Genomic DNA, 24833 nt, shown 5'->3' with positions numbered 1-24833 from the left:
TGTAGAGAAGGCTTTACGCTGTTGCAATCGCGGATTCGCTCTAAGCAACCACTTCGTAGAAACAAGCTACAGTTTTATGCTTTAAAGTAGAAGGTAGTTTGATTGAAAGTGCTTGTTACTACTAATGAAAGTTTTAGGGTTAGTCCTGCCAGTCCTGTTACTGCTAGGCACGCCTGCTATAGCAGTTGAGTTTAAAGGTCAAAATATTGATGGTCAAAAGCTGCCTGCTAGAGCTTACTATTATGCAACTGGTGGGGTCTACAAAGTTCAGGTGCGCTTTCACAACAAACGAGCCACAATTTACTTTGACGACGGCAACCAAACAACCATACAGTTGAACCAGCAGGTAATCACTGACTCAAACAATATTGAAGGTTTTGGAAAGCTAGGGCAATATCCTATAAATAGTATATTCAGTGTTGGCTTGGTGTATGACAATAGTTGGCTCGGCGGCAGTGATAGTCAATTGCAACAATCTAATCCCCTAGACGGGTTGTGGAAAATTAGTTTGGAATAAATGCTTAATGCTTCCTAATTTTCTGCTATCAAAAGTTAATCAACTAATAGATCCAAAAGCGATCGCTTTCGGACAAAGTATTGAGAGAATTGCTCTTACAACCTCCCTTAGCCAACACCAAATCCTCACAACCTACATCCACAAAGGTGTTGGAGTCACACCAATTCTGCTACTACATGGCTTCGACAGTTCCATCCTAGAGTTCCGTCTTCTATTGCCATTACTTGCTACTCAAAATGAAACATGGGCAGTAGATTTGTTAGGTTTTGGCTTTACACAAAGGCAAAAAGAAATAAATTATAGTCCAACTACGATCCAAATTCACCTTTACGATTTTTGGAAAACTTTAATCAACAGACCGATAATACTAGTAGGTGCATCAATGGGAGGTGCAACTGCAATTGATTTTACTCTCACTTACCCTCAAGTTGTAAAATCACTAATATTAATTAATAGTTTAGGTTACACTTGCGCTCCCGCCTTTAGCAAATACTTGTTTCCTCCTTTTGACTTTTTGGCTGTAGAATACCTACGTCAACGTCATATTTTGGCATTAAATTTATGTAGTCACTTACCTAATTTAGATACCAAGGTACTTTTGGCTATTCAGTGCGCCATGTTACATCAAGAAATGCCTGGTTGGCATGATGCTATGATTTCTTATGTCAAAACTGGAGGTTATAGCAACTTGGCAAATAGAATTACGCAAGTTGACAAACCAACACTGATTTTATGGGGAGAAGCTGATGATATGCTTCCACTTGAAGATGCAGATAAATTTCATAAATCTATTGCGAATTCTCAACTAATAAAGCTTAATAATTGCGGACATGCTCCTCAAATTGAACAGCCGCAAATAACATTTCAACATATTTTGCGATTTCTGAATAAGTAGGTAGGCGTAATGAAACATAAGATAAAACCTTACCTCAATCACTCTATGTAATTTTTATTACATGTATACATAATTCAAAAAAAGTCGATGCAACTAAGGTGCAGGTCAATGCAATAAAAGTGCAGTTTGATGCAACAAAGGTGCAGGTCAATACAATAAAAGTGTAGTTCGATTCAACAAGGGTGCAGGTCAATACAATAAAAGCGTAGTTCGATGCAACAAAGGTGTAGTTCGATGCAACAAGGGTGCAGGTCAAGATACTTGTGTGTACACCGTCAATACGGTTCGGATAAGATAATTTGTCTATCAATAAATGCTATATCTCTTTTATTAAAAGCCAGGACTTACGCACAGGTAACGGAAAAACGTAGACACGAAGTGGCTTCCCGAAGGGTACCACAGAGTATACAGAGGATAGGGAGTATGAGGGGTTGAGAGGTTTTTTGCGTAAGTCCTAAGAGCATTCCAACCTGATCGCACGAAGTTAGGATTGTGATTTCTAGTAACAGTTGAATAATTCCTACAAAATATGATGCAAATTTTAGGTATAAGTATAATTCCTTGGGAGTCAGTAACCGATCAAGTAGTTAGCCATTATACGCAAATACCAAAAATTCAGTGCCTTCATAGATGAACTCTGCCATCTTGCACATACCCATCTTTTGATGTGCTTGAAGTGATGCTTTGTTATTTGCTTTGATAAAAAGTATTCCTTCCCGCTCTGGTAAAAAATTTTTCAATTTAGCGAACATTATCGCAGCAATACCTTGCCCACGCATAGTTTCATCAACACAGATGGGGCCATATAAATAAGCATCTTTTGTACCAACGTAGGCTTGTAACATCACCTTTACTATTGGTAAATTAGCACTTGTCTTTAACCAACTGAGTAAGAATCCTACAACTTGACCATCTTTGCGGGCCACAACGCAAGGCATTTGAGAAATAGTCATCATCACTGCTTCTGGCTGAAGACGACCTAACAACATACCACCATGTTCTGCATCATTGGCTTGCGCTAACTTGAGAATTCCACTAACATCGCTGAGGCTAGCACGGTCAATCACGACATCATTGAGACACATACCTGGTTAAGATAAACGAGAAAACACTCAAAGCCAAAGAATTTTCTTTTCTGTTTATAGTAACAGAATTGCCGCTCCTTCCATTAAAACCTTGCCATTCATAAAATGAATTAGTATGTTCTCCAGCAAAGTAAACATGAATATGATTTGTATTCTTGGCGGTTAAGGACTAAAGAGCGATGACATCAACCCTTATATCTTTCTTGCCAATCGACATAGAAAAAGAGAATTGCAAGCATTATATAGCCAATAGCCCAAGGCGTGCCAGTTCCCCAGCCGAAATTAACAACTGTATCTGCAACAGTCCAACGATAACTGTGCATCAACCCAACCCAGGAAATGACCGCAGCGACTATAGACCAATAGGCAGCTTGGCGAAACTTGCGCTCAATAATGTAAACTGTGATACCAGCTAAAATCATGGCGGAAAAAATAAACCCTTGCTCAAGAGCAAAAGCCCCATCAATATATGTATCGCTCAACTTAAACTGCTCAATCAAGGTTGGTGTTAAAGGTTTTTCTGGCGTGCCCAAGCCTGCTGCTCGAAGTGCATTTTTAGCAATTAGCGCACCCCAACCAGCAATGCCGGGTAATATACCAACAACCACCGCAGGTGCATGGTGTGATGGGGTGGCTGTAAAGCTTTGAGCGACAATCACAATCCCAATCCACAGTACAATCGCCATTCCAGCTTCAATCGGCACAAAGTAAGCCAGCATTGCCACGGTTCCACTTAGGCAAAGCAAGCCCATAACTATGCCATTGAGTATAGAGTAACCGACTCTTGCTCCCATAGCTTTCCAGCCAGGATGGCCAATATAAATAGTAGTCGGGAAACAGGAACCACTAATAGCAGCAACCAATGTACCAATACCATTTACCCTCAGACAAGGAGCCACAGGATAAGTATCACCCGCAGCTGAGGCACTTTCTAAATTCTGGAGACTGCCAACAAGATTAAATAACCCCATTGGTAGAATGATGCTGAAATATTCAACCAAGACTGAACGACTGCTCCACAATTTTCCTAACCACAAAGAAGGGAAATAAAGCCTGATTGGTTCCAGCGTAGCGATAAACTTGGCATGATCCCAACTGACCAAACCTGTCCCCCAAGCAAGAGCAATTCCTAACAGAACAGCCAACAAGCCGCCAGGTATGGCAAATCGCACTTGCCCAAAATAAGTTAGCAGAATTACACCAAGAGGCACTAAACCGACTACGGGATTGGCGTATGTACGAAATAGAAAACCAATAGCAATAAAAGTAATTGCAATACCGCTCAAAGTGGAAAGTAATGCTGCACGAGGGGCGAGACGACGGAGTGGCTCTCCTCCCCAAGCCCCGACAAATTCTATTAAACCGGAACCAAAACAAGCGACCAATCCTGCTTGCCAAGCTAATTCAGCAGCTTGTTCACTAGATAGACCACTAGAAATTGCCGCCAATTTTATAGGCAGCATCACCAGAAAAATATGGGCAAAAAGGCTGACGGTGTTAATCCCATAAGGCAAAGCAGTAATATCATCTCTCTGCTCACGTTTGCCTTGCTCTTTAGCTAGCCTTGCGTAATAGAAGTTACCAACAATCAAACTGATTGCAACTCCTGGCAAAATTCGCTCATAAACTAACGAGGCAGGAAAGCCTAGTACTCCTTGGCACAAATTGACAATCAATAAAATTTGAATAAAATTATCAAGTGCCAGCCCAAATAAACCATCAATGTCTCTGCGAACGAACCAACGAGGTACTCTGGTTGTAGCGATTTCCATTGTCTTACTTTTGCTTTGCCAGTTGTTTGGCAATAGTCTTGCCGCTTTTAGAATACCAGCAATGGTATTATAGGTGATAAGCTTTCACCCCCGATATCATTGCTGTTGTAAGGTGTAGGTAGTTAATTACGGTTAAGATTGTGCTTTCTTGTATAAATACAATTACATTCGCCAACAGTATCCGAAAGCTTGTCAAGATTCCTCGAATAGGCGATCGCCTTTATGTAACCGATAAGCAATTTGATAGGTTTGTTCAATTGATCGCATAGTAGGAGAATGAGCTGCTAAGTACCGAGCAGCAGCAACTAATAGATGAATCTTAGCAGGAGTGTCACCTAATAGTGAATACTGACGAAAAGCAGCTTCTATTTCTTGAATAACATGAAAATCACGGTTTTCTCTGAGCATCATTTTCCCCAGCATTGCCATGAGTTTTTCCGGATTACCACCATGATATAAATAATTCGCCACTAATTGCCCTGTCTGGTTTACTTGTTGCTGACGGTTTAATAAATCCGGTAGCTGCTGGAGTAATTGTTCCGGATTTTGTACGATTTCTTTGGGTTCTGGCAGGCGTGCTGGTGGGACATTCAAAAAACGATTTAAATACACACTCATCGCTGCATCAAACACACCTCTTAGTAGTTCGACTGTTGGTACTCTTCGTAAAGCTTGATGTACGGCATTTGCAAACGTAAATGGATGATGGGCTGAATTCCAATCTCCAAAGTCATTATTAGTGTGGAAACGAGCTACTCTTAATGCTGCTGTATAAGTAACTACACCAGCTAATTGTTCTTCAGTACAACCTGCTTGGAGTGCATTCAACAGCGAGTCTGCGATCGCTTGTGGGTCTTCACCCAATAAAATGGGTACTAGTTCATCTGTTTGTGACCAACTTCCTTGTCGAGATTTTCCCACACTTAATACAGTCGGTAATTGCTCAAAAGCCGACTCTAATATTGCTACCAAATCTACAGGGTAGCGCCAAGAATTGGATTCTTCCATCCGGGAAGCATTGGCTAAACCCGAAACTAGGCTAGGCAGAATTGATTCTGCTGCTTGCCAAGCTATAGCATCAAGTGCTTCTAATGCTTTATTGATAAAATCAAGCGTATGCCCAATATCAAGATAGCGACGATCCGTGGCAGCACAGAACAGCATATCTGCTATTTGCTTTGAATTAGCTCCTGAACGAATAGCAGATACTAAACATCTTTGTGCTGCTTCAGCATCCCGTACCTGAATAAATTGGCGAAACCAGTTTTTGAGAGTCGCAAAATCTACTTTAGAGTTAGGCAATGGCTGAATGACAAACTCTGGTGGGGCACCTGCACTATCATTAGCTACTGCTGAAAGTCCGTGGAATAACGCACGGGGTTTGTCATCTTCATCTAGATAAGGTAGTAGATTCATCATGCAGGTATGGATAGTCAAACCTGTACTCCAACCTGCTTTGTTATAACGAGTGCCAAATTCTAGCCCCATGAGAAATGGTTCTACCGTATCCACCCCTATATCTAATAGTGCCAGTGTTGATTTGGCAATGACTAAAGAAATATTCTGCTCTAAACCGTCTTGCAGACGTTGGCGGTGGTGAGCATAAGGGTTAACTGGTGGTGCTAAATTTACCCAAACTTCACCATCACGGATTTCTACTGGAAAACAAGGAACATCATCAGCCCACGAATCAAATGTTCCACCACTAGCAAGGTCAAAGCGGGCATAATGCCAAGGACAAGTAACAATACCATCTTTGCAAGTGCTTCCTTGTAAGGGAAAGCCCATGTGAGGACAACGGTTATCAATTGCATAAACTGTATTGTTTGAGTAAAATAAAGCAATGGTATGTTTTTCTTTGTAAACTAACAAACTGCCTGCTGTCTGAACTTCTGCAAGTTGAGCAACACGGATATAATGGTCTGTTTTCGTTTCAAATATTTCAGTCATTTAATTGCACATAGGTAAATGTCAAAATCCTTATTTTTACTCTGGCAAAGTTTTTCAGCTTTGGGCATTTCTGCATTCTAATTTTTGTTAACTTTAGAATCAGTAACGGTGTCTGCCACAACTCCTTTGCCTAAAGCACCTGAAAAGAGCGGAGATATTCAACTGCTAGCATATTCTAGATGTAAAAAAAAACACGTCATACACCAATAGATAAAAACAGGAGAATACGGAAGAATCAGAGATTTATCGATTTAATTTACGAGTATCGCTCTTAGGTATGCCAGATTTATGAACATTATTTGCTGAATTAAATTAGCAGCGATCGCTTCAGGAGGCAAAATTTCAACTGCTGCTTTGGGCATTCCATATACAAGAGAACTTTCTTCATCGTGAGGAATTGTATGCCATCCCTGCGATCGCAAAAGGCTAAGTCCCTGGGCCCCATCTTGTCCCATTCCAAGATTGCTTTAAGGCAAGAACGATGAATCGAATTATCAATGCTGATGTCTTGCGAATTGCAAGCACGTAATACCAACAGTATAAAAGCGTTTGCAATAAACAGTAATATTTATTACAATAAAACTATAACTCACATAGATTAATATTTTTGTTTTTACTATAGATTCCAAATGCAAAGACCAAGATATTCGTGTCTCACTGGTCTTTTTCTGTGTGCATTGGCACAACCAACACTTTATCTACTCTATTTCCATCCATACTAACTATTTCAAAGCGTAGTCCCGCCCACTCAAAATGTTCAGCGACCAATGGAATATGCCCAAGCTGGTTGACGACAAATCCCCCTAAAGTTTGATAATTGACTCCTGCCCCTGGTAACAAGTTTGTAATGTCTAAAATTTCTTTCAACTCATCAATTGGTAACAGTCCATCTAACAACCAAGACCCATCTTCACGTTGCACCACATCGGGATCAGCTAGCTCTTCACTGGTTGGGATATCACCTACTATCGCTTCCACAATGTCAGTGATTGTCACCAAGCCCTGTGTCACGCCATATTCATCTACGATTAAAGCAAGGTGAGTCCCAGATTTTTTAAATAACTCCAAAAGGTTTAAAGCCTTCATGCTTTCTGGCACATATAAAAGTGGCTTTAATAAAGCTTGCAGTTCAATGGCTTGAGTTGGATTTTGGGCTAAAAATTCTTTGGTTTGCACGATACCTAATAAGTTATCAATGCTCTGTTGAGCAACTGGGAAGAAAGAATGAATACTTCCAACAACTTGGCTGCGGATTTCTGATAACGGTTCATCAATGTCAAGCCAAACCATCTCTGTGCGTGGTGTCATAAATGCACTGACTTGCCTGTTACCAATATTAAACACTCGCTCTACTACGTCTTGTTCGGCTTCTCCCAATAGACCCGCTTCATGGCTAGCTGCCACTAAAAGTTTCAATTCTTCAGTCGAATGAAGCAATTCTTCGCTACTTCCTGGTTCCAAGCCTATAAGCTTAAGAACGAAATTTCCTAAACTATTCAAAGCTTGGACAGCAGGACGAAATATCACTAAGTATAGTTCTAAAAGATTTATAACCGCGAAGGCCGTTCTTTCTGTGCGCTGGAGCGCTAAACTCTTGGGAGCCAATTCTCCCAAAACGATGTGGAGAGATGTGATGATTGTAAAGGCAATCACCACTGATAAGGTATGGGCGCTAGTTTGCGATAAAGATTTTGGTAGCCAGTGGAAAGCGGGTTCGACGAGTACGGCAATCGCTGGTTCTCCAAGCCAACCTAAGCCCAAAGAGGATATGGTCACTCCAAGTTGGGTCGCTGCTAGATAAGCATCCAAGTTATTTACTGCCCGTTGTAAAGCTTTTGCACGGGGATGAGCTTGGAGAACCAACTGTTCGACACGACTACGGCGAAGCGCAACTAAGGCAAATTCAGCCGCCACAAAAAACCCGTTGGCTAGCACCAAGAAAATCACCGATAGCAATTTGCCCGCAGTAAGCCAAGTCAATGGACTGTTCATGACTACCTATTGTAGCGTTAGATCCTAATTACTACCGCTATTATCTGCACTTCGTTCTGAAGGGTGTGGGGTGTAGATATAATCCTACTATAGGTACATCCAATATCTGTTGTTACATGCTATTGTCTATCTCGACAGAGTTTAAAGAAAAGCCTTTACTTTATGGATTCACCTGTGGTACTGATCAATGTCTTCTCTGTTCCCCAAGGTTTGGAAGATGAGTTCCTTCGGAAATGGAATCAGACTGCTGAATTGATGAAAAATGAACCAGGGTTTATCGAAACAAAGTTACATCGCAGTCTTGATCCAACTGAGCGATTTCAATTTATTAACATTGCAAAATGGTCTAGTCAATCAGCTTGGCAAGCAGCGTTTTCTCTCCGCATTTCCCAAAATGAGATTTTTGAACAACAATTACCAGTTGAAGCTAACCCTGCCCTTTATCTAATTGAGGCAGAGTATTAAAATAATTCGCACTCTTTCTACGCCCCGCTACGCAAACGTAATTGTGAATTACGTTTTTTGTCGGGATCTAAATCCCCGTCACAAAATGTGCTGCTTGATAGAAGTAGGGGACTTAAACCCCCAAACTACGTTAAATTTCAAGGTAGAACTAGATGATCGGGAATTCAGCAATGATGTCTCAAAATGATAATTCTATCAATGCAGCCAAGGAATTGTTGAGGGACTTCCAAGAAATAAATTATCCAAATAAACGTAGACGCAAAGCGGTGAGAGGGTCGCAGTCTTCTCTATTAGATGCTGCGCGTTCGCGTGGCGTTTTGTTCGCGCAGCGTCCCGTAGGGCAGGAAAGGCGGTTCTCCTGTCGTTAGCGCAGCGTAAAGCCTACGGCATAGCTTCGCTTAGAGCGATGCTGGCAAACATTAATCATTACTAAACTTGGCAAGTAATCTTTGACTTCTAATACTGTTCTGTGCTCAAGTAAGTAATCCAAACACACACCTGATACTAATTCTGTATAATGATGTACTAAATTATATAAGGAACGAACCGCAAAGACGCAAAGGACACAAAGAAAGAAAATTTGGCGCAGCCTCACAAAGAAATGGTATGAGATCACATTGCAATAATTTTGTCGATGTAGACGAGTGATTGGGGGAGTTTGCCGCTTCTCTAATAGGGAGCGGAACTCTTGGACAGAAATTTAAGCCAGGTTATTTGCTATCTGTCGAAAAGGAGTACAAGCTTGTGTGGAGATAGCAAAAGTAAATTTGATTCTGAAAGCATCTATGCACCAACAATTTGGTGCATAGATGCTTTTAAGCGATCGCAGTAGTATCATCGTCTGTAAGTTTATCGGGATAAATTGGGTTCTACCACATTTGGAAAGCTCTCAAAATTACGTCGTACCCAATCCATTCCTACTTCATTGTTGAGTTTAATTTTCTGTGGAGTGTCTGGATAAATTTTGCCCAGAATATCGGCATCCTGGTCCACGACAACCTTACCAAACTTGAGATAGGTATTGCCGAACACCTGAAAAGCCGGATGTTTGGCTTGACCGAACAACAAAATATAAGTCCGGGTGCGATTCTCGGCTTCTGGGACAAAGATATGACACTGTGCAGCTTTACCCAAGGGCATCTCACCGTGAAAAATCACTAGAGAGGGAAAATGATTTTCCAGATGCGCCTTAATCGTGGTAGGCAGTAAGAATAAATCTGGCTTTCTCAGCTTTTCTGCCAGACTGTAGGGCGCGGTGGGCATATCATAAAAAGCTTGAGAATGATGCCCATCATCAATAAACTGATGAAACTCAATATCAATAATCCGAAACAAGTCCCGATGAGTGCCGTTTTGATGATTGTAATCATGCATATTTAGCAGCATAGTCAACAAATCAGTTTCAACGCTGCGATCGGCAGTATACCCAATAAAAGAATACCGATTTGCAATATCATTCAGCACTGTAGGAATGGGAATCTTCGCTTCATATCCCCCATAAGACCAGATGAAGTCTCCTTGAATTATGAGTTCTAAAGGCTGCAATTGAGGCAGGGTTTTCTTGCCTGAACCAGGTAAAACGGTGCAGCCTACTGCATCAAATGGCAAAGCATGAAACGGACAAATGACTGTACTGGTGCCATCATGTTGGACTTCACACCAGCCTTCTGATAGCATAGCTCCCATGTGGGGGCAGGCATTAGGCAGTGCTTGGATTGATCCGGCAGCATCTTTCCAGATCACATAATCAACACCGTATAAGGAAATTTTTCGAGGCTGATTCACAGTTAGCATTGACTTGTGTGCTAACAACCAGGGCGCACCAGGAAGCAGCGATCGCACTGACTTGTCAGTTCGCATGGTGTTCTCCTTTAGAGATAAAATTGTGAGAAATCCGTCGTGTTTTTAAAATATGACAGAACATTCATGTTCGTCAAGTATTTTGTTACTCAGCAACCTACGTCGCCAACCCAAACAACAGCGTGGCAAAGAACGCGTCGAAAAAATTTTGGATGCGGCGGCGGCTATATTTGATGAAGTGGGCTATGAAGCTGCCACCACTCATCTGATTGCAGCCAAAGCAGGGACAGCGATCGGCTCTGTTTATCAATTCTTTCCTGATAAAGGCGCTATTTTTAAGGCGATGGAGTTACGCCATGCAGAGCGGGTGAACTCATTATATGCCCAGGTAATAGCATCTGGAATCGTTCAGTTACCACTGCGTCAGATGATTCATGCTTTGGTAACGGCGATCGCAAAAATGTTTGAACACCCTGTATCACAAGTCGTGTTTGTGCAATTTTATTTGGCACGGGAGATATTCCAGACCATCGATGAGAGCATGACTCAGGAGGCGATCAATTTCATGGCAAATATTTTGCAGCAGCGAAATCCTGCCCTCCCCGATGAAGAGTGTAACCTGCTTGCAGAAGTGTGTGTGCATGGTAGCAATGCAGTTATATTGGCGGCACTTCGCAGTCGCGATCAACATCACCGCCAACGCTTGATGCAGCAAATTGAGGATTTGATGGTGTCATATTTAGAGCCATATATAGAGGACAATCAGTTCCGCTATGTAATGAAAGTAATGATATGCCCTCATTGCCAATCGCAACAGTTATCCAAAAACGGGCATCGTCGGGGCAAGCAGTGCTATCGCTGCAAGGATTGTGGAAAACAGTTTGTGGAGTCTGCCCCGAATCGCACCCTTGTAAAGCTGAAGGGTAGACAGCATAAAGATGCTCCAAGGTCAGGAGTACTATAGCGTCTAACCAGAGCTTTCACCTTGGTTTATCCGTGGTGTTGCGATCGCCTGCGGCAGGCGGGTACGCTATCGCAGGAACAGTTTTTCGCAGCAAAAAATATCAATTGAAGAATAATAAAGCAAGTGGTCTGCCAAACCCAAAAATTTCGCTTTGCTCCTAATTGCCCAGTACAAAATTCCATCGTTCGTGTAGCGTCTTTGCCAGGAGAAGATATAGGGAATAGGGAATTAGGCTTTTCGAGTTGTACCGAGCTTTTTGAGAAACCAAATATTAGTCTTAATATATGGAAAATTTTCCCATATAAGTACAATATTTAAGTATTTATGATATGTTTTTAACCATTTAAATAATTGAGTAAAAAATCATCTTCATGTAATGACGATTATTGATTACAATTATTAATCTGTGAATATAGAAAATAATGAAAATATCCAAAAATAGGCAAAATGGCTAAAATTATTGTTACTGGAGCTGCTGGCTTTATTGGCTCTCATTTTGTAGAAACATTGCTGCAACAAGGAGAAGAAGTGATCGGGATTGATGAATTCAATGATTACTACGATCCAATGTTAAAGCGTAAGAATATTGCACACTTACATCAGTCACCTAACTTTACACTAATTGAAGGAGATATTCAGTTTTTAGATTGGCAGAAACTCCTAAAAGATGTTGATATAGTCTACCATCAAGCGGCGCAAGCAGGTGTTAGAGCAAGTTGGGGTAAAGCTTTTCGAGGTTATACAGAACGAAATATTAACGCTACACAAGTTTTGCTAGAAGCAGCTAAGGATGCTAAACATCTGAAAAGGTTAGTATTTGCCTCTTCATCTAGTATATATGGTGATGCAGAAACATTACCTACCCATGAGGGAATTTGTCCTCAACCAGTTTCTCCTTACGGCATTACGAAACTAGCGGCAGAGTTTTTATGTGAGTTATATCACAAAAACTTTGGCGTACCCTGTGTGACATTGCGCTACTTTACAGTATATGGCCCCAAACAGCGCCCAGATATGGCATTTCATAAGTTCTTTAAATCGATTTTGCAGGATGAGGCAATTTCTATTTACGGCGATGGACAGCAAACGCGGGAGTTTACGTTTGTTAGTGATGTCATTGCCGCCAATTTAGCCGCCGCCTCCGCACCTCAAGCAGTGGGAGAAATCTTTAATATCGGTGGCGGTAGTAGGGTGATTTTAGCAGAAGTCTTGGATACGATTGAAGAAATTGTTGGGAAATCAATTAAAAGAAACCACATAGAAAAAGCGATGGGAGACGCCCGCCACACGGCTGCTGATGTATCTAAAGCTAAGAAAATTCTCGGATATCAGCCGCAAGTTTCCTTGAGAGAAGGTTTGATACAGGAATGGGAGTGGGTGAAATCTTTGTATTCCCTATCCTCTTAATTTTCTTCATCCCCCCTCTTTCTCTCATAACCGCAGTGGTTTTTTGCAAAGCCATTACGGTTATGAAAAATTTGGATTTGTTAAAAATTTTGCGTTTAGCTCCCGATGGGAATTATCGTCGGTTATTAGGCGAAGTGACAAATACTTCGGCTACGCTCAGTACAAGTGACTAATGACAATCCTCTCCTGAAGGAGACGCTCTTGCTAGCTTGCTTCCCCAGAGGGGTACACAAGTAAATATACAATTTAAAGGCTGATTAGCTTACTAGCTTGAATTTCTCCACCTTGGGGTTTTGATAGTGTTTGTAATTCTTCCCAACTGTAATGACGGGGTAATTCAATTGGTTTATGATCTGCTCCTAATCCCAACCCAACTGTTGGCTGAAGTTCTTCAATGAATTCCTCAGCGTATCCTGCCAGTTGATTGCCTGCAACGCCACCAGTAATTGCCCCTGCAATCCCACCAATTGCAGCACCCACCTTACCACCAATTGAGCGGCCTAGTGCAGCTCCTGCAACACCACCTCCCACAGCACCTAGACCCGTAGCCAAGGGATGAGAATCTGTCTGTTCTGACTCGTTCTGTTGAATCTGTGATTGCTGTTGGGGTGTAATTTGCCGTTCATCCTTTGTCATAATGTTTCTCCTTTTTGCTATTTATTCTTGACCAGAAAGAAAAAGGTACAGAGCAAGTAAATTTATTTATGGTTACTGAGTTAGGACTTACGCACTGTACCAATTAACCATAGTGTGTATTACGATATTTGGTCGTTTCAGGCGCTTCGCATAACCCTGATTTACTCGTATATTTGCGTAGGCGTAGCTCGTCGTAGACATCGCTGGGTGCTAAACATGGTTGAAATACCCAAATTGCGTATAGTACTTATGTACGATGCGTAAGTCCTATGAGTTTACGGTGAGTATCTCAGCTTTGCTCGATGGAACCGCAGTCGAACTGCGTAGCCAAAGTATGGGTTTGGTAAATTATTGAATGCGTGACTTCCCCGAACGCGAGTGCGTCCCGTAGGGAAGGGTTGACCAATGACCTGTTCATTTCAATCGTTCAGCTATGGTTAACGAAGTGTTGCCGCAAGCAGATCGCCTACGCGCAAAGCATTTGCCATAATCGTTAATGTCGGGTTAACGCCCGAATTTGACGGAAAGAAACTACTATCTACCAGGTAGAGATTATCAACATCATGGGTACGGCAATTAAGGTCAAGGACTGAGGTTTTAGGATCTGCGCCAAATCGACAGCTACCGCATTGATGGGCTACTGCTTGTTCTGGTATGTGAGTGCGAGGATAAATGCTAAATGGTAGAACGTGTTTAGCGGAACCAGGGATTGACTTTAATACAGATGTCCATCGGTGAATTAAGCGATCGCTTGCTTCGATATTGTTCAGTGTATAGTCAATGTGAATCTTGTCGCCTGCTATACGAATTCGATTATTTGGGTCTGGTAAATCTTCTGTCTGCAACCACCAGCCAACTGACCTCTCAGCCAGCAAATGTCGCTCAAAATGAGGAATTAGCTTGATAAATGGAGCCATAAGTGGTGGGGCTTCTGCGGGAATCATATCGGCTAATACATTGCCTGTATTCTGCACCATGCCCATCGGATAAGGAAAATCTGGTTCTCCCCAGTAAAAATCATTGACAGCGATCGTTTTTTGAAAGTTGGCGTGATTTATCTCTAGGTGTATGGAAACTATGGCTGTTTCCAGTTGTTTCATGAAATTCCGCCCCACCTGATCAGAACTATTTGCTAATCCATTAGGATGTTTGTCATTAGCAGACCGTAACAGTAAGGCAGCTGAGTTGACAGAACCACAGGCAACAACCACAATATCGCTTGTGAACCAATGTTGCTCTCCTCCAATTTCAGTTTCTACCCTTGTAATCTCTCGCCCCGACTCACTGGTATGCAACCGCAAGACTTTAGTATTAGTTAAGAGAGTTACATTGACATACTTTTCACGAGCCGGACGAATGGCGTTGACATCAGCATCGGCTTTTGCTTGTACCAGACAGGGGTATCCATCAAAAGTATCGCAGCGAATGCAGGGGCTATTTGCGCGATCGCTTTCATTAAGCTTTAATCCTAGTGGTAAATGAAATGGATAGTAACCCAGTTCACGGATACCATCAGCAAGGGACTGCATATCTGGCTCATGACTCACTGGTGGATAGGGATATGGTTCGCTGCGAGGTGGTTCTGTTGGGTCTTCTCCTTCGTTACCATGCACTTCATACAGCTTTTCTGCTTGAGTGTAGTACGGCTCAAAGTCTCGATACTTCAAAGGCCATTCTGGAGAAATTCCTCCCTTGTGAACTACTTCTTCAAAATCTCGCTCCCGTAAGCGCATTAAGGCTGCACCGTAGAGTTTAGTATTACCACCAACCCAGTAACCTGTCTGAGGCTTAAAGGCTATGCCTTCTTTGTCATACCATTGTTCATCTGTATGATAGCGATGTTTTTGATAGACTTCCTGCGGATTCCAATTAGCTTTTTCTCTCGGTAAAAAGCCACCTCTCTCCAACACTAGAATTTTTTTACCTGTGGGTGCAAGGCGGTGAGCTAATGTACCTCCACCAGCGCCTGTACCAATAATAATTATGTCGTAATGTTCTGTGCTACTCGTCATAATTCATAATTGGTAATTTCATATTAATTAAGGTTTGATTCGTTTTGTGCCGCAAGCTTAGGTTAAAGCTTTAATTACAGTATTTCTTCTTCCTAATGGATTAATATTTATTTCTGCCTCAAGACAGGTAAGATTTATTTTAATTTCATTTTTTATTTATATTATTTGAACTAAGGATACAGCAATTTACAAGTTTTTTAATTTGATTTTGATAAAAATTTTTAACTTTGAACAATAATAAGTAGCCTTTCAGCACAATCTATATCTATGGTTCAATGTTAATTTAAATCAATAAAGTAAAAATTAATTGATACTCATTATCTTTAAGATTGCATTTAGTAACTGATAAAAATAGCTATCAACTTATACGCTTAATTAGTTGCATCTTCTAAAGTACATATTTATTTTTATTACAAAAATTTAATATTAATTTAAACCGACTATTTATCGTCAGTAGGTAAGTTAAATAAGAGGAGACTTTTATGCCTGAAGCCATTGAGATTTATGATGATCGCCTGCGTCCTATTGTACGCCCAGGAGCTTCACTCCAAAAGGTTGCCAATGGTGCAGTCCATAGTGAGGGGCCTGTTTATTTCCATGAAGATGACAGCATTGTGTGGAGTGACGCTCACGGTAACCGCCTATTGCGCTGGAGTCCGACTGATAAGGTAACTGTTCTACGAGACCCATCTGATTACCAAAGCGGTAATTACCGAGACTTGGAGGGTCGTCTAGTTGCGTGTTCTTCGGGTCTGCGTGCTATTATCCGACACGAACACGATGGTGAATGGAAGATTTTAGTCGATCGCTACCAAGGTAAACGCCTCAACAGTCCCAACGATTTGGTAGTAAAAAGTGACGGTACAATTTGGTTTACCGATCCGCCTTATGGAATCACCGAGCCAAACCAAGGTTACGGAGGCCAACAGGAACAACCCGGAAGTTACGTGTATCGCTTCGATCCGGCAACTGGTGAGATTTATCCTGTAGTAACGGATATGGTGCGCCCTAACGGGTTGGCTTTTAGTCCAGATGAAAGCCTTTTGTATGTTTCAGATACAGCCGCATTTAATATTCCTGGGGGGCCTCACCATATTCGCGTCTACGAGGTTGTGGGCGTAGGCGTAGCCCACACTTCGACTGCACTCAGTGACCCTCGTAGACATGACTATGTAAAAAATGGGCGTGTATTTGTAGTCATTGAGCCAGGACAACCTGATGGATTTCGGATTGATGAACATGGCAACGTTTTTACTAGTTCTCAAGACAGTGTACAAATATACGCTCCTGACGGAACTCAGTTGGGTAAAATTCTTGTGCCGGAGATAAGTACTAACCTGACTTTCGGTGGTAAGGAAGGCGATTCTTGCTTATTTATTACAGCTGGTCATTCCTTATATGTTATCAACCTGAATACTCGGGGTGTACAGCTATGATTTATCAATTTGTGGTGGGTGTAGCGATCGCTGTGTGGGTGCTACCGAAGGTAATTACTTTTGGATTAGCTTCAGTTAATTATCCATTCCTCGGGCCGTATCTGTTAAGTTCTCTTTCTCATGCCTATCCTGGCGGACTCTCAGGTTTGGCACTTTTAATTCTGAGAGTGAGTGTAGGTGGCTTGTTTTTGATCCACGGTTACCCAAAAGCACTGTATCTTCGTCAGTGGGCTGAGTCTCTCAAAACACCTGTCTTTCTTTGCTTTATATCTGCATGGACGATGTTGGGTGGTGGATTTTTCCTCATCCTGGGACTTCTCACAGTTTTGGCAACTTTGCCGATTTTGGCTTCTATGTTGTTTGCGATATTCTTACATTTAATTCAAGGTAAGCCTTTTGTGGCTAAAGATCCTTACTTAATTCCTGAAGATCAGTACAAAGGCCCTTTAGGAAAAGGCGAACCGCCTAGTTGGGAAAAAGCTTTGATGTACTGCGTGATGCTGATTGCGATCGCAGTTTTAGGACCTGGTGCTTATTCGCTAGATGCTGCGATTTTTGGAAGGTGAAACAATTATGTTTTATCAAAACAGGCAGGGGAAAGCGACGGAAAACTCAATTCCTAAGAGTTGGTAGACGAGGTTGTTCTCCCGTCGCTTGGGGCATAGTGGCGGTATGATCTTCCCCATGCCCCATATACCATGCCCAAAAACTCCACAGAGCAAGTGGCGTGGAGTTTTTCATCCACTTTTCATTAAACTAAAGCGGGTTCACGTCGGTTATATGCAGAAGAATCTCCCTTAATAGCCTGACTCTGCTTACCATCAATACCAACAGGAATATCACCCACAAGTGTAACTCGTTGGACGTGGCGAGGTTGATTACCATAGTCAGCGATCGCATAATGTTGAGTAGCGCGATTATCCCAGAAAGCCACATCGCCAACTTTCCAACGCCACCGGACTGTGTTCTCAGGACGTGTGATGTAAGTTTGCAATAATTTCAAGATTTCATTAGATTCATTTTGTGATAAACCACGCAGGCGGCGCACGAACCCACCGATGAATAACCCACGTTCACCGGATTCAGGATGGATGCGGACAACAGGATGTAGGGTTTCGTATAAAGTTGAGGTGAAAATAGCCCGATACTCTAAGACTTCTTGTGGTAAGTCAACTGCTGCTGCTGCATAATCGTAGGCATTGCTGTGTATTGCCCAGAGTTGGTCAGCAATATTACGAAGGTGAGTTGGTAAATCTTCGTAGGCAGTCACAGAGTTTGCCCAAATGGTGTCACCTCCCGACGGTGGGATGACAAGCGCCCGCAAAATAGAACCAAGGGGCGGACGGTCTACAAATGTGACATCAGTGTGCCAGGTATTAGCGCGGCTCACAGTTTTGCCGTAATTCAGGTCAAGAACTTCTGGGTTTTCTGCCAATGAGGGAACGGTGGGATGGGCTGTGGTAACTTCCCCAAAGCGCCGGGCGAAAGCTAGTTGTCCTTGAGCCTCAAGGTTCTGCTCTCGGAAGAAGATGACTTTGTGTTTAACTAAAGCTTTACCGATATCGCTGATGATTTCATTGCTGAGGTTACTGCTCAAGTCAACACCAATGATTTTCGCACCGATACGTCCGGCGATTGGTTTGATGTCAAAGTGTTGGGAAGTCATGATATTTGTGTCTCCAAGGGTTAATTAATTTGTTTGACATAGAGGCCCAGAAAGTAAGAGTTTGAGAGAAACTTTTGCGAGCTATGCAGGGTAAAAGACGATTGTTCGTAGTTCGATGCTTTCTCGTGGGGGAGCGTTGGCTGGGCTTGTGGGGTCTTCAAAGGCTGTATGGGCTGCAAAACGGGCGTGTCCGTCTTCTGCGGAGTCGAAGCATTTGATAAATAGTGCTTCGTCTCTGTGCATTTGCGGAAAATAGAACCATTTATGTTTGGAGTTATACGTGACTCCGTATGTTTCACCGATGCGATCGCGGTAGATTAAATCACCAGCTACAAGGTCTGTTATTGCAATGCTTTGCGCGTCACACACTGCTAATGGTGACTCTTGAATTGGTTGTGCGATCGCTCGCCAAATATTGATGATGGCAAATCGTTGTTTTAATAACGTATCAATATTATCTATGCCTCGTGCTGCTAATTCCAAACGGGCGCGAGTATAGCCAGATTTGGCAGTGAAGTCGTTGTGTACGCGCAAAGCAGGTTCTTTAATGTTATTCTCACCTGGCTTTGACTGACTAGCATTACGCAAAGTGTGGTCGAATATTACTACTTTCGTTGCACCTGTTACTTCTTTTAACAATTGCTCGGCTTCTGGATAGTAGACGCGGCGTACTTCGTCTTCATCATAAAAGTTGCGGACATTAGTATTATGTCCAGTAAATGAGAATCCTTCTCTATCTAACGAGATGTTCTCTGAGATAGAACGAGCATTGTAAATTGGCAGTTTGTGCGTCTGATAAATTGCATTTGTGCGGAAAATCCCTGGCGGTGGTTCATAAGTATAGTTAACAGGTTTTTCTGCCATTGGAATCAGGTAACTGAGGTTAGCCTCTACGGATGGCAGTTCTGCAAAAATCGGTTTGTCTAGAACTTGGTTATTTAAGCTCATAGGTTATCCCATTTTGGATTTTGGTTAATTTCTGTCAATCCCTATGCCCTATTTTTGAACTGCACTAACGAGAACAGGTTCACCGAGAATTTTGGCAAATCTTTGCACATAGAAGTCCACAGGGTTTGCTACGGCTTGAATTGACTGGCGATCGCCTACCAGATTCCACCATGTCTGCAACCGACGTGTTTCTGCTGGTAATGTGAATTTGCAAAAGTGTTCTAAGAGTGGTAAACGCTCAAACCAGGGATAGAAGCTGATATCAACAAGGCTAAACTGATCTCCTAACCAGTAATCACCTTTACCTAATCCTTCTTGTTCAATATATAGAAGTGCTTCTGTGAACTCTTTTCGTCCTTGTTCCTGTTCTTGGCTATCTTTTCCACGCAGAAATTTGTTAAAAGCTGGAACAAAACGAGTATTGGCGTAGTCTATCCAAATCCGAGCGATCGCTTTAGCTGCGGGATCGCGGGGTAATAGAGGTGGTTTCGGGAAGACTTCATCTAGATATTCATTAATGATGGCAGACTCGTAAATTTCAACATTCCCGTGTTTGATAGCCGGGACTTTGCCATAGTGGGAAATCTGAGTGTACCCATCTGGTTTATTCTGTAAGTCAATTTCTATCGGGGTGAAGTCAATGCCTTTTTCCAGCAAGACTACACGAGTCCTTTGAGAGAAAGTAGAGGCTTTGGCGAAGTACAGTTGTATGTTGCTCATGAAATCTTTTCCTTGTAATCATCGTGGATGCAGACTATTTGAGATTGCACAACTCCAACTAAAGCAATAAGACAAAAGCGATATGTGTTGATTAGCGCAGTTAAATAATTGACTGGCAGCTATCTATGTCAGTTAGATGAAATACTACAGTTTATTGGTCGATTTATAGTACTTTATATATTATACAGTCTTCCTGAAAATATGTATACCTAATTATTAGTGTAACTAAATAAATAGGTATAGATAATCAGGCTTGCCAAAAAGAGTATACGGTTTCACAACAGCAACATTTTATCGAGGGCGAGTTTTTGCCGAACCATTAGAGCAACGTTTGAGGCGGGTGCTAGGAGTACTCGTTGTTGTGCCTGCTCTGGCTCTATTAGAAGCGTTAGTATATCTAAAACCAAATCTGTGTTTACAACTTAGTTCCAAATGCTGAGAGTCTTACTTAGCAAGAGAAAGAATCAATAACAATGGCACACCTGTTTGAACCATTTAGAATTCGTGAAGTTACCTTTGGCAACCGCATCGCCGTTTCCCCGATGTGTCAATATTCCAGTACAAATGGATATGCTAATGATTGGCACGTTATTCATTTAGCTTCTCGCGCAGTTGGCGGTGCAGGGATAGTGCTAACAGAAGCAGCAGCTGTAGAACCTCGTGGGCGCATTAGCCCGCTAGATTTGGGAATCTGATCAAATGTACACATAGAAACTTTGGCTAAAACTATGGCATTGATCCATAACTTTGGCGCTGTTGCAGGCATTCAACTTGCTCATGCGGGCAGAAAGGCCAGTACTGCCAAACCGAGTAAAGGAGGGAAAGTGCTGGATGAATCTCAGGAAGGTTGGCGTCCCTTAGTTTCGAGTAGTGTGATCGCTTTTAGCAAATATAGCCCAATTCCAGAAGCCCTGACTCTAGAGAGAATTCAACAAGTTATTGATAGCTTTACCCAAGCTGCCAAACGTTCTCTGCAAGCTGGTTTCAAGGTAGTAGAAATCCATGCTGCCCACGGTTATCTAGTGTAGTGCGATGGCTTGCCATTCATTCATCTTCATATTGTATCGGTAGATCATATTTATTAGAGAAAACTTTCATGTGTCGGCTAAACTGTTCCTCTACAAAATAGCTACTGGAAAATTCACTTGTAAAAGAAACCTGATGAAAGTGATAATCTAGATTCAGCAAATTATATACAAGTCTTAAAAAATAATCATCTATCCAAAAATCTACATCAAATAGTGAAATGCCATATTTTCCTTCTAACCTGCGATTTAAAGTTTTAAGTAACCAAGACCATTGAGGTTTGAGGGTCGGATCGATGCGGTTACCAAATACAGGATTAAAAAACTGATTTACTTGAGTTGTTTTCATATCAATGACTTTAGCTAACATATCTGCTGCCTTAAGTGGAGATGAATTAAACCAATAGTTAGCAACTACTAAATCATGTAAATACGCAATGACAATTTTCGGGTTTTCTTTAATGAACTGCGAACGACAGACAATTCCTCTAATTGATGGAATTCTTAAACTAAACGTCTGAGACAAGAGCAGCTTTTTGACAAAAGCATATCCTTCTAAAATTGAGGCAAAAGTGTGGCAACACACGTAAGCATCGATAGTTTTATCTGCCAAACTCTTACTTGCTTTACGAGGATTTTCATTCACTAATCTGCAATCCTTACTGACATCCATATTATAAAGGTCAAAAAGAGTAATGATGAACCTATGAGCATTTGAACCAAATAAGGTGGAAATTCTTTTCCCTTTCAGATCCTGAACAGTATTGATAGAAGAATCTTTATGCATAACAATATTTATATCTTGACCTAAAATATTGTACGAAGCAATTCCAATCAATTTAGAGCCAAAACTTAAATCATCGAAGAAGTGGCTACCATTATTTAAAAGAGAAATATCATCTAAAATACAAATATCTAGTTCTCCCTGTTTCATTTTCTGATTCATTTGTTCTCCAGAAGGAAACGGGATAATTTGTAACTCGAAATCTCGGTTAATTTCAAGATTTTTGAAAATAGGCTGTTCAAGTGATGAGTATGCTCTCTGTAAATCAGAGATATGCTTAGTCCCATATCCGGCAACAAACTGCCCTATGGAATCACTCTGAATACCTATCTTCAGAAAATTTTTCTCTGTAGAAGAATAGCAACCCAAAATTAGATTTACATTAGGCAAACTTTCTAAATTATTTTGATCGAGTCTAAAACTTCTCACCAAACTCTCTGCAGATATTAACAGTTCACTAAAGCGAGGAACATGAAGATAAATGCCATATTCATTAATATCTTGAATAGTCAAAGTTAATACTTTGTATTGAGATATTATATTAAATTGACAAAAATCAGGTAAAATCGTTAGTTTTTTATTTTCTGAAGCATAATTAAGGACATCTTGATAATTAGATAGTATCTTGACACCGCTTAATTTATTCATTAAAAAATCATCTTTAGATAGTTCTTGATAAACCTCATCTAAAAGTACGATATCAGCTAGATCAATATCATTTATTTTAACTAAGCTATGCTCATTAAGATATTTACTTGCCGTAAAGGAAACAAGCAGCATTTTATGAGTTGTTAATCTAGTACAGTGGTGTTTTTCCTTATATCCAGAGCAACTGTTGAGTAAGAGATCCATCTCTATAACTTGAGAATTTGAGAAAAATATGTTATTTTTAATTGTTATCTCTTTGATATTTCTCCCCGAAAAACAAAGCTGAAATCGCTGTATATATTGTTTGAGCCAGACTTCTAAGATTAAGTTAGTAGCTCCCAATATCAAATCTTCACCTTCAGCGCTAAATGTTGCTTGAAATTCTTCTTGCAGATTTTCTACAGTTTCTACGATATTAATTGTCTGAGAAATCAATTTATTGCCTTTATTAGTCAAGCATATAGAGCCAGGAGGGCGATTTAGCAGAATTACTCCGAAATAATCTTCTATTTGCTTGACTTTTTTACTAATTAATGCCTGGCTATAGCCTAGTTTTTCTGCTGCTTTAGAGAAGCTACCACAGTCATCTACTGCTTTTAAAATTTTGATGTGGTTTAGGGTAATATCTTCGAGTTTAATCTTGTTCATGCTAGGTAAGGCAAGATTTTTAATTACAACGGAATTAGGCTGTTGTGCTGTATATATTCGGAAATCACTAGTTTATGGAAGTGGATAGTGTCTTCCAACATAGATTCAAATTTGAGTACTATTAAGTCAACGCCAATGGCTTCGTATTCTTTCAGGCGGTGAATAATAGTATAGCGATCGCCAACCAGTTGAGCAGATAAACCGAGATTGGCTTCAATGGTTTGACTGATATCTAGTTTGTTGTGGGCAATTACGTTAGGATCGATTTGCTCTTGGAAATACTCGATTTGCTGCCAATCGGCAGAACGATAAATCGCTTCTAATCTGGCTTGAGCTTGGGCTGTATCTTCGCCAACGATCGCAAAGGCACTCATTGCTACTTTAATCTGACGACCGTAGCGATCGCTAGCCAATCTTTTCACTTTCTGCACTAATGCTGCCGTTTTTTCTGGTTCATCAGCATTGATAAATAGATAATCTCCCAGACGAGCCGCTAGGTTAATCGCCCTGTCTGATTCCCCAGCAATGAAAATAGGTGGTGTTGGTGTAGGCTGATCTGCGAGAATACCACCCTTAATGGTGTAGTATTTGCCAACATAATTAAAGCCTTCGACTGTCCACAGCCCCTTGATTACATCAATGTACTCTGCTAATCGTGCGTAGCGATCGCTATGAGGTAGCCAGATATCTCCATAGCTTTCTACTTCTAATTTCCACCAACCTGCAATACCACTGAGAGCAAATCTACCGTTACTAAACTGATTTTGAATGTTTGCACTCAAATTGGCAACTACCGCAGGCAGTTTAGAACCAGGTTGTACAGCCGCAACAATCTTGATATTCTCGGTGTTCAAACTTGCTAAAACTGCTGTAATCCAAGCGTCAGCGACATTATAGTTAGGCCCGTGAACTGCATTTAAGTAATGTTCGGGAATGTAATAGAAGTCATAACCTAACTTGTCTGCCTGAACTGCCAGCTTTACCAAATCTTGTGTGGATAAATTAGCTTCATGGTTGACAACTCGCAACCATCCACTACAGACCGGCGACCAAATTCCAAACTGAAGTGGCATAAATGTTTTTCCTGTACTTTTTTTACGAGGCATTAATTAAATTACGATAAATATATAGATTTACCGTAATTTAATAGTTCACACTACCACATTTATTTCTGCTGTGTATAGTTGCAGATACCAGATGAGAAGCATTTATCACGATCTGGAATAGTATCGATACTTTGTCGATGTCCTGATTCCTGATTGCTCTGACTGAATCAGCATAATAGCCCAGCAGGTATAAAAAATAATTAAATACTCAGAAAAATTGGGCAGTATTCCAAAATGGAATATGGAAATGGAATTTAAGTATATTGAGTCACGACCTCAGAAAAATTGTTGTGATAAAGTCTGATTCATTAAAAACTACGGTAGCACAGTCGAGTTATGGTATATTGTTGCCATCAG

23 protein-coding genes and 1 pseudogene are annotated in these 24833 nt (G+C 41.2%); 10 read left to right on the top strand and 14 right to left on the bottom strand.

Features of this window, described 5'->3' with window-relative positions; genetic code table 11:
- Positions 1-124: 124 nt before the first annotated feature.
- Positions 125-517 (top strand): hypothetical protein, encoded by a 393-nt coding sequence (locus tag V7L20_RS32235; protein ID WP_334747983.1) that lies wholly within the window; start codon positions 125-127, stop codon positions 515-517.
- 7 nt (positions 518-524) lie between these two features.
- Entirely contained in the window at positions 525-1412 is an 888-nt protein-coding gene (locus V7L20_RS32230; protein WP_334747982.1) for an alpha/beta fold hydrolase, read from the top strand.
- Positions 1413-1999: 587 nt separating this feature from the next.
- Here the strand turns inward: V7L20_RS32230 and V7L20_RS32225 are convergent.
- From V7L20_RS32225 to V7L20_RS32205, 5 genes are all read right to left on the bottom strand, one after another.
- The gene (locus V7L20_RS32225) at positions 2000-2497 is read right to left on the bottom strand and encodes a GNAT family N-acetyltransferase (protein WP_334747981.1); all 498 of its coding nucleotides are present in this window, start codon (positions 2495-2497) and stop codon (positions 2000-2002) included.
- Positions 2498-2682: 185 nt separating this feature from the next.
- Positions 2683-4269, bottom strand: coding sequence for an NCS2 family permease (locus V7L20_RS32220; RefSeq protein ID WP_334747980.1), 1587 nt, complete (start codon positions 4267-4269; stop codon positions 2683-2685).
- Between the two features lie 192 nt (positions 4270-4461).
- Positions 4462-6219 carry a Rieske (2Fe-2S) protein gene (locus tag V7L20_RS32215; protein WP_334747979.1) on the bottom strand — a complete coding sequence of 586 codons (1758 nt, stop codon included), beginning with the start codon at positions 6217-6219 and terminating at the stop codon, positions 4462-4464.
- Between the two features lie 251 nt (positions 6220-6470).
- Positions 6471-6674 carry a chemotaxis protein CheB gene (locus V7L20_RS32210; RefSeq protein WP_334747978.1) on the bottom strand — a complete coding sequence of 68 codons (204 nt, stop codon included), beginning with the start codon at positions 6672-6674 and terminating at the stop codon, positions 6471-6473.
- A 199-nt stretch (positions 6675-6873) separates the two neighbouring features.
- Positions 6874-8211, bottom strand: coding sequence for a hemolysin family protein (locus V7L20_RS32205; RefSeq protein ID WP_334747977.1), 1338 nt, complete (start codon positions 8209-8211; stop codon positions 6874-6876).
- 162 nt (positions 8212-8373) lie between these two features.
- Here V7L20_RS32205 and V7L20_RS32200 point away from each other — a divergent pair, with 162 nt between their 5' ends.
- Both V7L20_RS32200 and V7L20_RS32195 read left to right on the top strand, forming a co-directional pair.
- On the top strand, positions 8374-8676 hold the full coding sequence (locus V7L20_RS32200; protein WP_334747976.1) for an antibiotic biosynthesis monooxygenase family protein: 303 nt from the start codon (positions 8374-8376) through the stop codon (positions 8674-8676).
- Between the two features lie 170 nt (positions 8677-8846).
- The gene (locus tag V7L20_RS32195) at positions 8847-9044 is read left to right on the top strand and encodes a hypothetical protein (RefSeq protein WP_334747975.1); all 198 of its coding nucleotides are present in this window, start codon (positions 8847-8849) and stop codon (positions 9042-9044) included.
- Between the two features lie 481 nt (positions 9045-9525).
- Here the strand turns inward: V7L20_RS32195 and V7L20_RS32190 are convergent, their stop codons facing one another.
- Positions 9526-10536, bottom strand: coding sequence for a Rieske 2Fe-2S domain-containing protein (locus tag V7L20_RS32190; RefSeq protein WP_334747974.1), 1011 nt, complete (start codon positions 10534-10536; stop codon positions 9526-9528).
- Positions 10537-10588: 52 nt separating this feature from the next.
- Here V7L20_RS32190 and V7L20_RS32185 point away from each other — a divergent pair, with 52 nt between their 5' ends.
- Positions 10589-11440 carry a TetR family transcriptional regulator gene (locus V7L20_RS32185; RefSeq protein ID WP_442943674.1) on the top strand — a complete coding sequence of 284 codons (852 nt, stop codon included), beginning with the start codon at positions 10589-10591 and terminating at the stop codon, positions 11438-11440.
- A 447-nt stretch (positions 11441-11887) separates the two neighbouring features.
- Positions 11888-12847, top strand: a complete 960-nt coding sequence (locus V7L20_RS32175) for an NAD-dependent epimerase/dehydratase family protein (protein WP_334747973.1) — start codon at positions 11888-11890, stop codon at positions 12845-12847.
- A 246-nt stretch (positions 12848-13093) separates the two neighbouring features.
- Here the strand turns inward: V7L20_RS32175 and V7L20_RS32170 are convergent, their stop codons facing one another.
- Both V7L20_RS32170 and V7L20_RS32165 read right to left on the bottom strand, forming a co-directional pair.
- Entirely contained in the window at positions 13094-13483 is a 390-nt protein-coding gene (locus V7L20_RS32170; RefSeq protein WP_334747972.1) for a hypothetical protein, read from the bottom strand.
- A 437-nt stretch (positions 13484-13920) separates the two neighbouring features.
- The gene (locus V7L20_RS32165; protein ID WP_334747971.1) at positions 13921-15495 is read right to left on the bottom strand and encodes a GMC family oxidoreductase; all 1575 of its coding nucleotides are present in this window, start codon (positions 15493-15495) and stop codon (positions 13921-13923) included.
- A 482-nt stretch (positions 15496-15977) separates the two neighbouring features.
- Here V7L20_RS32165 and V7L20_RS32160 point away from each other — a divergent pair, with 482 nt between their 5' ends.
- Positions 15978-16931: an SMP-30/gluconolactonase/LRE family protein gene (locus V7L20_RS32160; protein ID WP_334747970.1), complete on the top strand. Its 954-nt coding sequence runs from the start codon at positions 15978-15980 to the stop codon at positions 16929-16931.
- Positions 16928-17497, top strand: a complete 570-nt coding sequence (locus tag V7L20_RS32155; RefSeq protein ID WP_334747969.1) for a DoxX family protein — start codon at positions 16928-16930, stop codon at positions 17495-17497. Before V7L20_RS32160 ends, V7L20_RS32155 begins: the two co-directional genes overlap by 4 nt.
- Before the next feature lie 46 nt (positions 17498-17543).
- Here V7L20_RS32155 and V7L20_RS32150 read toward each other — a convergent pair whose 3' ends face one another.
- The 4 genes from V7L20_RS32150 to V7L20_RS32135 all read right to left on the bottom strand — a co-directional run bounded on the left by V7L20_RS32150 (position 17544) and on the right by V7L20_RS32135 (position 20265).
- The gene (locus tag V7L20_RS32150; protein ID WP_334747968.1) at positions 17544-17672 is read right to left on the bottom strand and encodes a hypothetical protein; all 129 of its coding nucleotides are present in this window, start codon (positions 17670-17672) and stop codon (positions 17544-17546) included.
- 10 nt (positions 17673-17682) lie between these two features.
- The gene (locus tag V7L20_RS32145) at positions 17683-18597 is read right to left on the bottom strand and encodes a TauD/TfdA dioxygenase family protein (RefSeq protein ID WP_334747967.1); all 915 of its coding nucleotides are present in this window, start codon (positions 18595-18597) and stop codon (positions 17683-17685) included.
- Between the two features lie 81 nt (positions 18598-18678).
- Positions 18679-19545, bottom strand: coding sequence for a CmcJ/NvfI family oxidoreductase (locus V7L20_RS32140; RefSeq protein WP_334747966.1), 867 nt, complete (start codon positions 19543-19545; stop codon positions 18679-18681).
- A gap of 48 nt (positions 19546-19593) precedes the next feature.
- Positions 19594-20265: a glutathione S-transferase family protein gene (locus V7L20_RS32135; RefSeq protein ID WP_334747965.1), complete on the bottom strand. Its 672-nt coding sequence runs from the start codon at positions 20263-20265 to the stop codon at positions 19594-19596.
- Between the two features lie 253 nt (positions 20266-20518).
- On the opposite strand from V7L20_RS32135, the gene V7L20_RS32130 reads away from it, so the two are divergent.
- Both V7L20_RS32130 and V7L20_RS32125 read left to right on the top strand, forming a co-directional pair.
- Positions 20519-20704 (top strand): hypothetical protein, encoded by a 186-nt coding sequence (locus tag V7L20_RS32130; RefSeq protein ID WP_334747964.1) that lies wholly within the window; start codon positions 20519-20521, stop codon positions 20702-20704.
- Between the two features lie 34 nt (positions 20705-20738).
- Positions 20739-21290 (top strand): annotated as a pseudogene (locus V7L20_RS32125) (oxidoreductase); the annotation flags it as partial.
- Positions 21291-21309: 19 nt separating this feature from the next.
- Here the strand turns inward: V7L20_RS32125 and V7L20_RS32120 are convergent.
- Both V7L20_RS32120 and V7L20_RS32115 read right to left on the bottom strand, forming a co-directional pair.
- Positions 21310-23370, bottom strand: coding sequence for a LysR family transcriptional regulator (locus tag V7L20_RS32120; RefSeq protein ID WP_334747963.1), 2061 nt, complete (start codon positions 23368-23370; stop codon positions 21310-21312).
- Positions 23371-23393: 23 nt separating this feature from the next.
- Positions 23394-24443, bottom strand: a complete 1050-nt coding sequence (locus V7L20_RS32115; protein WP_334747962.1) for an LLM class flavin-dependent oxidoreductase — start codon at positions 24441-24443, stop codon at positions 23394-23396.
- Positions 24444-24833: the final 390 nt, after the last annotated feature.

This window comes from Nostoc sp., assembly GCF_036916735.1.
In the GTDB taxonomy this organism is placed as follows: Bacteria; Cyanobacteriota; Cyanobacteriia; order Cyanobacteriales; family Nostocaceae; genus Nostoc.
Note: the sequence above shows the minus strand (reverse complement) of the source record. Positions and strands in the feature narration are given on the sequence as shown.

Excerpts from the sequence above, each read along its gene's own strand:
- V7L20_RS32135 (WP_334747965.1), bottom strand. The coding sequence starts at position 20,265 with ATGAGCAACATACAACTGTACTTCGCCAAAGCCTCTACTTTCTCTCAA.
- V7L20_RS32235 (WP_334747983.1), top strand. The coding sequence starts at position 125 with ATGAAAGTTTTAGGGTTAGTCCTGCCAGTCCTGTTACTGCTAGGCACG.
- V7L20_RS32200 (WP_334747976.1), top strand. The coding sequence starts at position 8,374 with ATGGATTCACCTGTGGTACTGATCAATGTCTTCTCTGTTCCCCAAGGT.
- V7L20_RS32185 (WP_442943674.1), top strand. The coding sequence starts at position 10,589 with ATGACAGAACATTCATGTTCGTCAAGTATTTTGTTACTCAGCAACCTA.
- V7L20_RS32150 (WP_334747968.1), bottom strand. The coding sequence starts at position 17,672 with ATGAAAAACTCCACGCCACTTGCTCTGTGGAGTTTTTGGGCATGGTAT.
- V7L20_RS32155 (WP_334747969.1), top strand. The coding sequence starts at position 16,928 with ATGATTTATCAATTTGTGGTGGGTGTAGCGATCGCTGTGTGGGTGCTA.
- V7L20_RS32220 (WP_334747980.1), bottom strand. The coding sequence starts at position 4,269 with ATGGAAATCGCTACAACCAGAGTACCTCGTTGGTTCGTTCGCAGAGAC.
- V7L20_RS32190 (WP_334747974.1), bottom strand. The coding sequence starts at position 10,536 with ATGCGAACTGACAAGTCAGTGCGATCGCTGCTTCCTGGTGCGCCCTGG.
- V7L20_RS32145 (WP_334747967.1), bottom strand. The coding sequence starts at position 18,597 with ATGACTTCCCAACACTTTGACATCAAACCAATCGCCGGACGTATCGGT.
- V7L20_RS32165 (WP_334747971.1), bottom strand. The coding sequence starts at position 15,495 with ATGACGAGTAGCACAGAACATTACGACATAATTATTATTGGTACAGGC.
- V7L20_RS32160 (WP_334747970.1), top strand. The coding sequence starts at position 15,978 with ATGCCTGAAGCCATTGAGATTTATGATGATCGCCTGCGTCCTATTGTA.
- V7L20_RS32195 (WP_334747975.1), top strand. The coding sequence starts at position 8,847 with ATGATGTCTCAAAATGATAATTCTATCAATGCAGCCAAGGAATTGTTG.
- V7L20_RS32115 (WP_334747962.1), bottom strand. The coding sequence starts at position 24,443 with ATGCCACTTCAGTTTGGAATTTGGTCGCCGGTCTGTAGTGGATGGTTG.
- V7L20_RS32230 (WP_334747982.1), top strand. The coding sequence starts at position 525 with ATGCTTCCTAATTTTCTGCTATCAAAAGTTAATCAACTAATAGATCCA.
- V7L20_RS32210 (WP_334747978.1), bottom strand. The coding sequence starts at position 6,674 with ATGGGACAAGATGGGGCCCAGGGACTTAGCCTTTTGCGATCGCAGGGA.
- V7L20_RS32225 (WP_334747981.1), bottom strand. The coding sequence starts at position 2,497 with ATGTGTCTCAATGATGTCGTGATTGACCGTGCTAGCCTCAGCGATGTT.
- V7L20_RS32175 (WP_334747973.1), top strand. The coding sequence starts at position 11,888 with ATGGCTAAAATTATTGTTACTGGAGCTGCTGGCTTTATTGGCTCTCAT.
- V7L20_RS32170 (WP_334747972.1), bottom strand. The coding sequence starts at position 13,483 with ATGACAAAGGATGAACGGCAAATTACACCCCAACAGCAATCACAGATT.
- V7L20_RS32140 (WP_334747966.1), bottom strand. The coding sequence starts at position 19,545 with ATGAGCTTAAATAACCAAGTTCTAGACAAACCGATTTTTGCAGAACTG.
- V7L20_RS32215 (WP_334747979.1), bottom strand. The coding sequence starts at position 6,219 with ATGACTGAAATATTTGAAACGAAAACAGACCATTATATCCGTGTTGCT.
- V7L20_RS32205 (WP_334747977.1), bottom strand. The coding sequence starts at position 8,211 with ATGAACAGTCCATTGACTTGGCTTACTGCGGGCAAATTGCTATCGGTG.
- V7L20_RS32120 (WP_334747963.1), bottom strand. The coding sequence starts at position 23,370 with ATGAACAAGATTAAACTCGAAGATATTACCCTAAACCACATCAAAATT.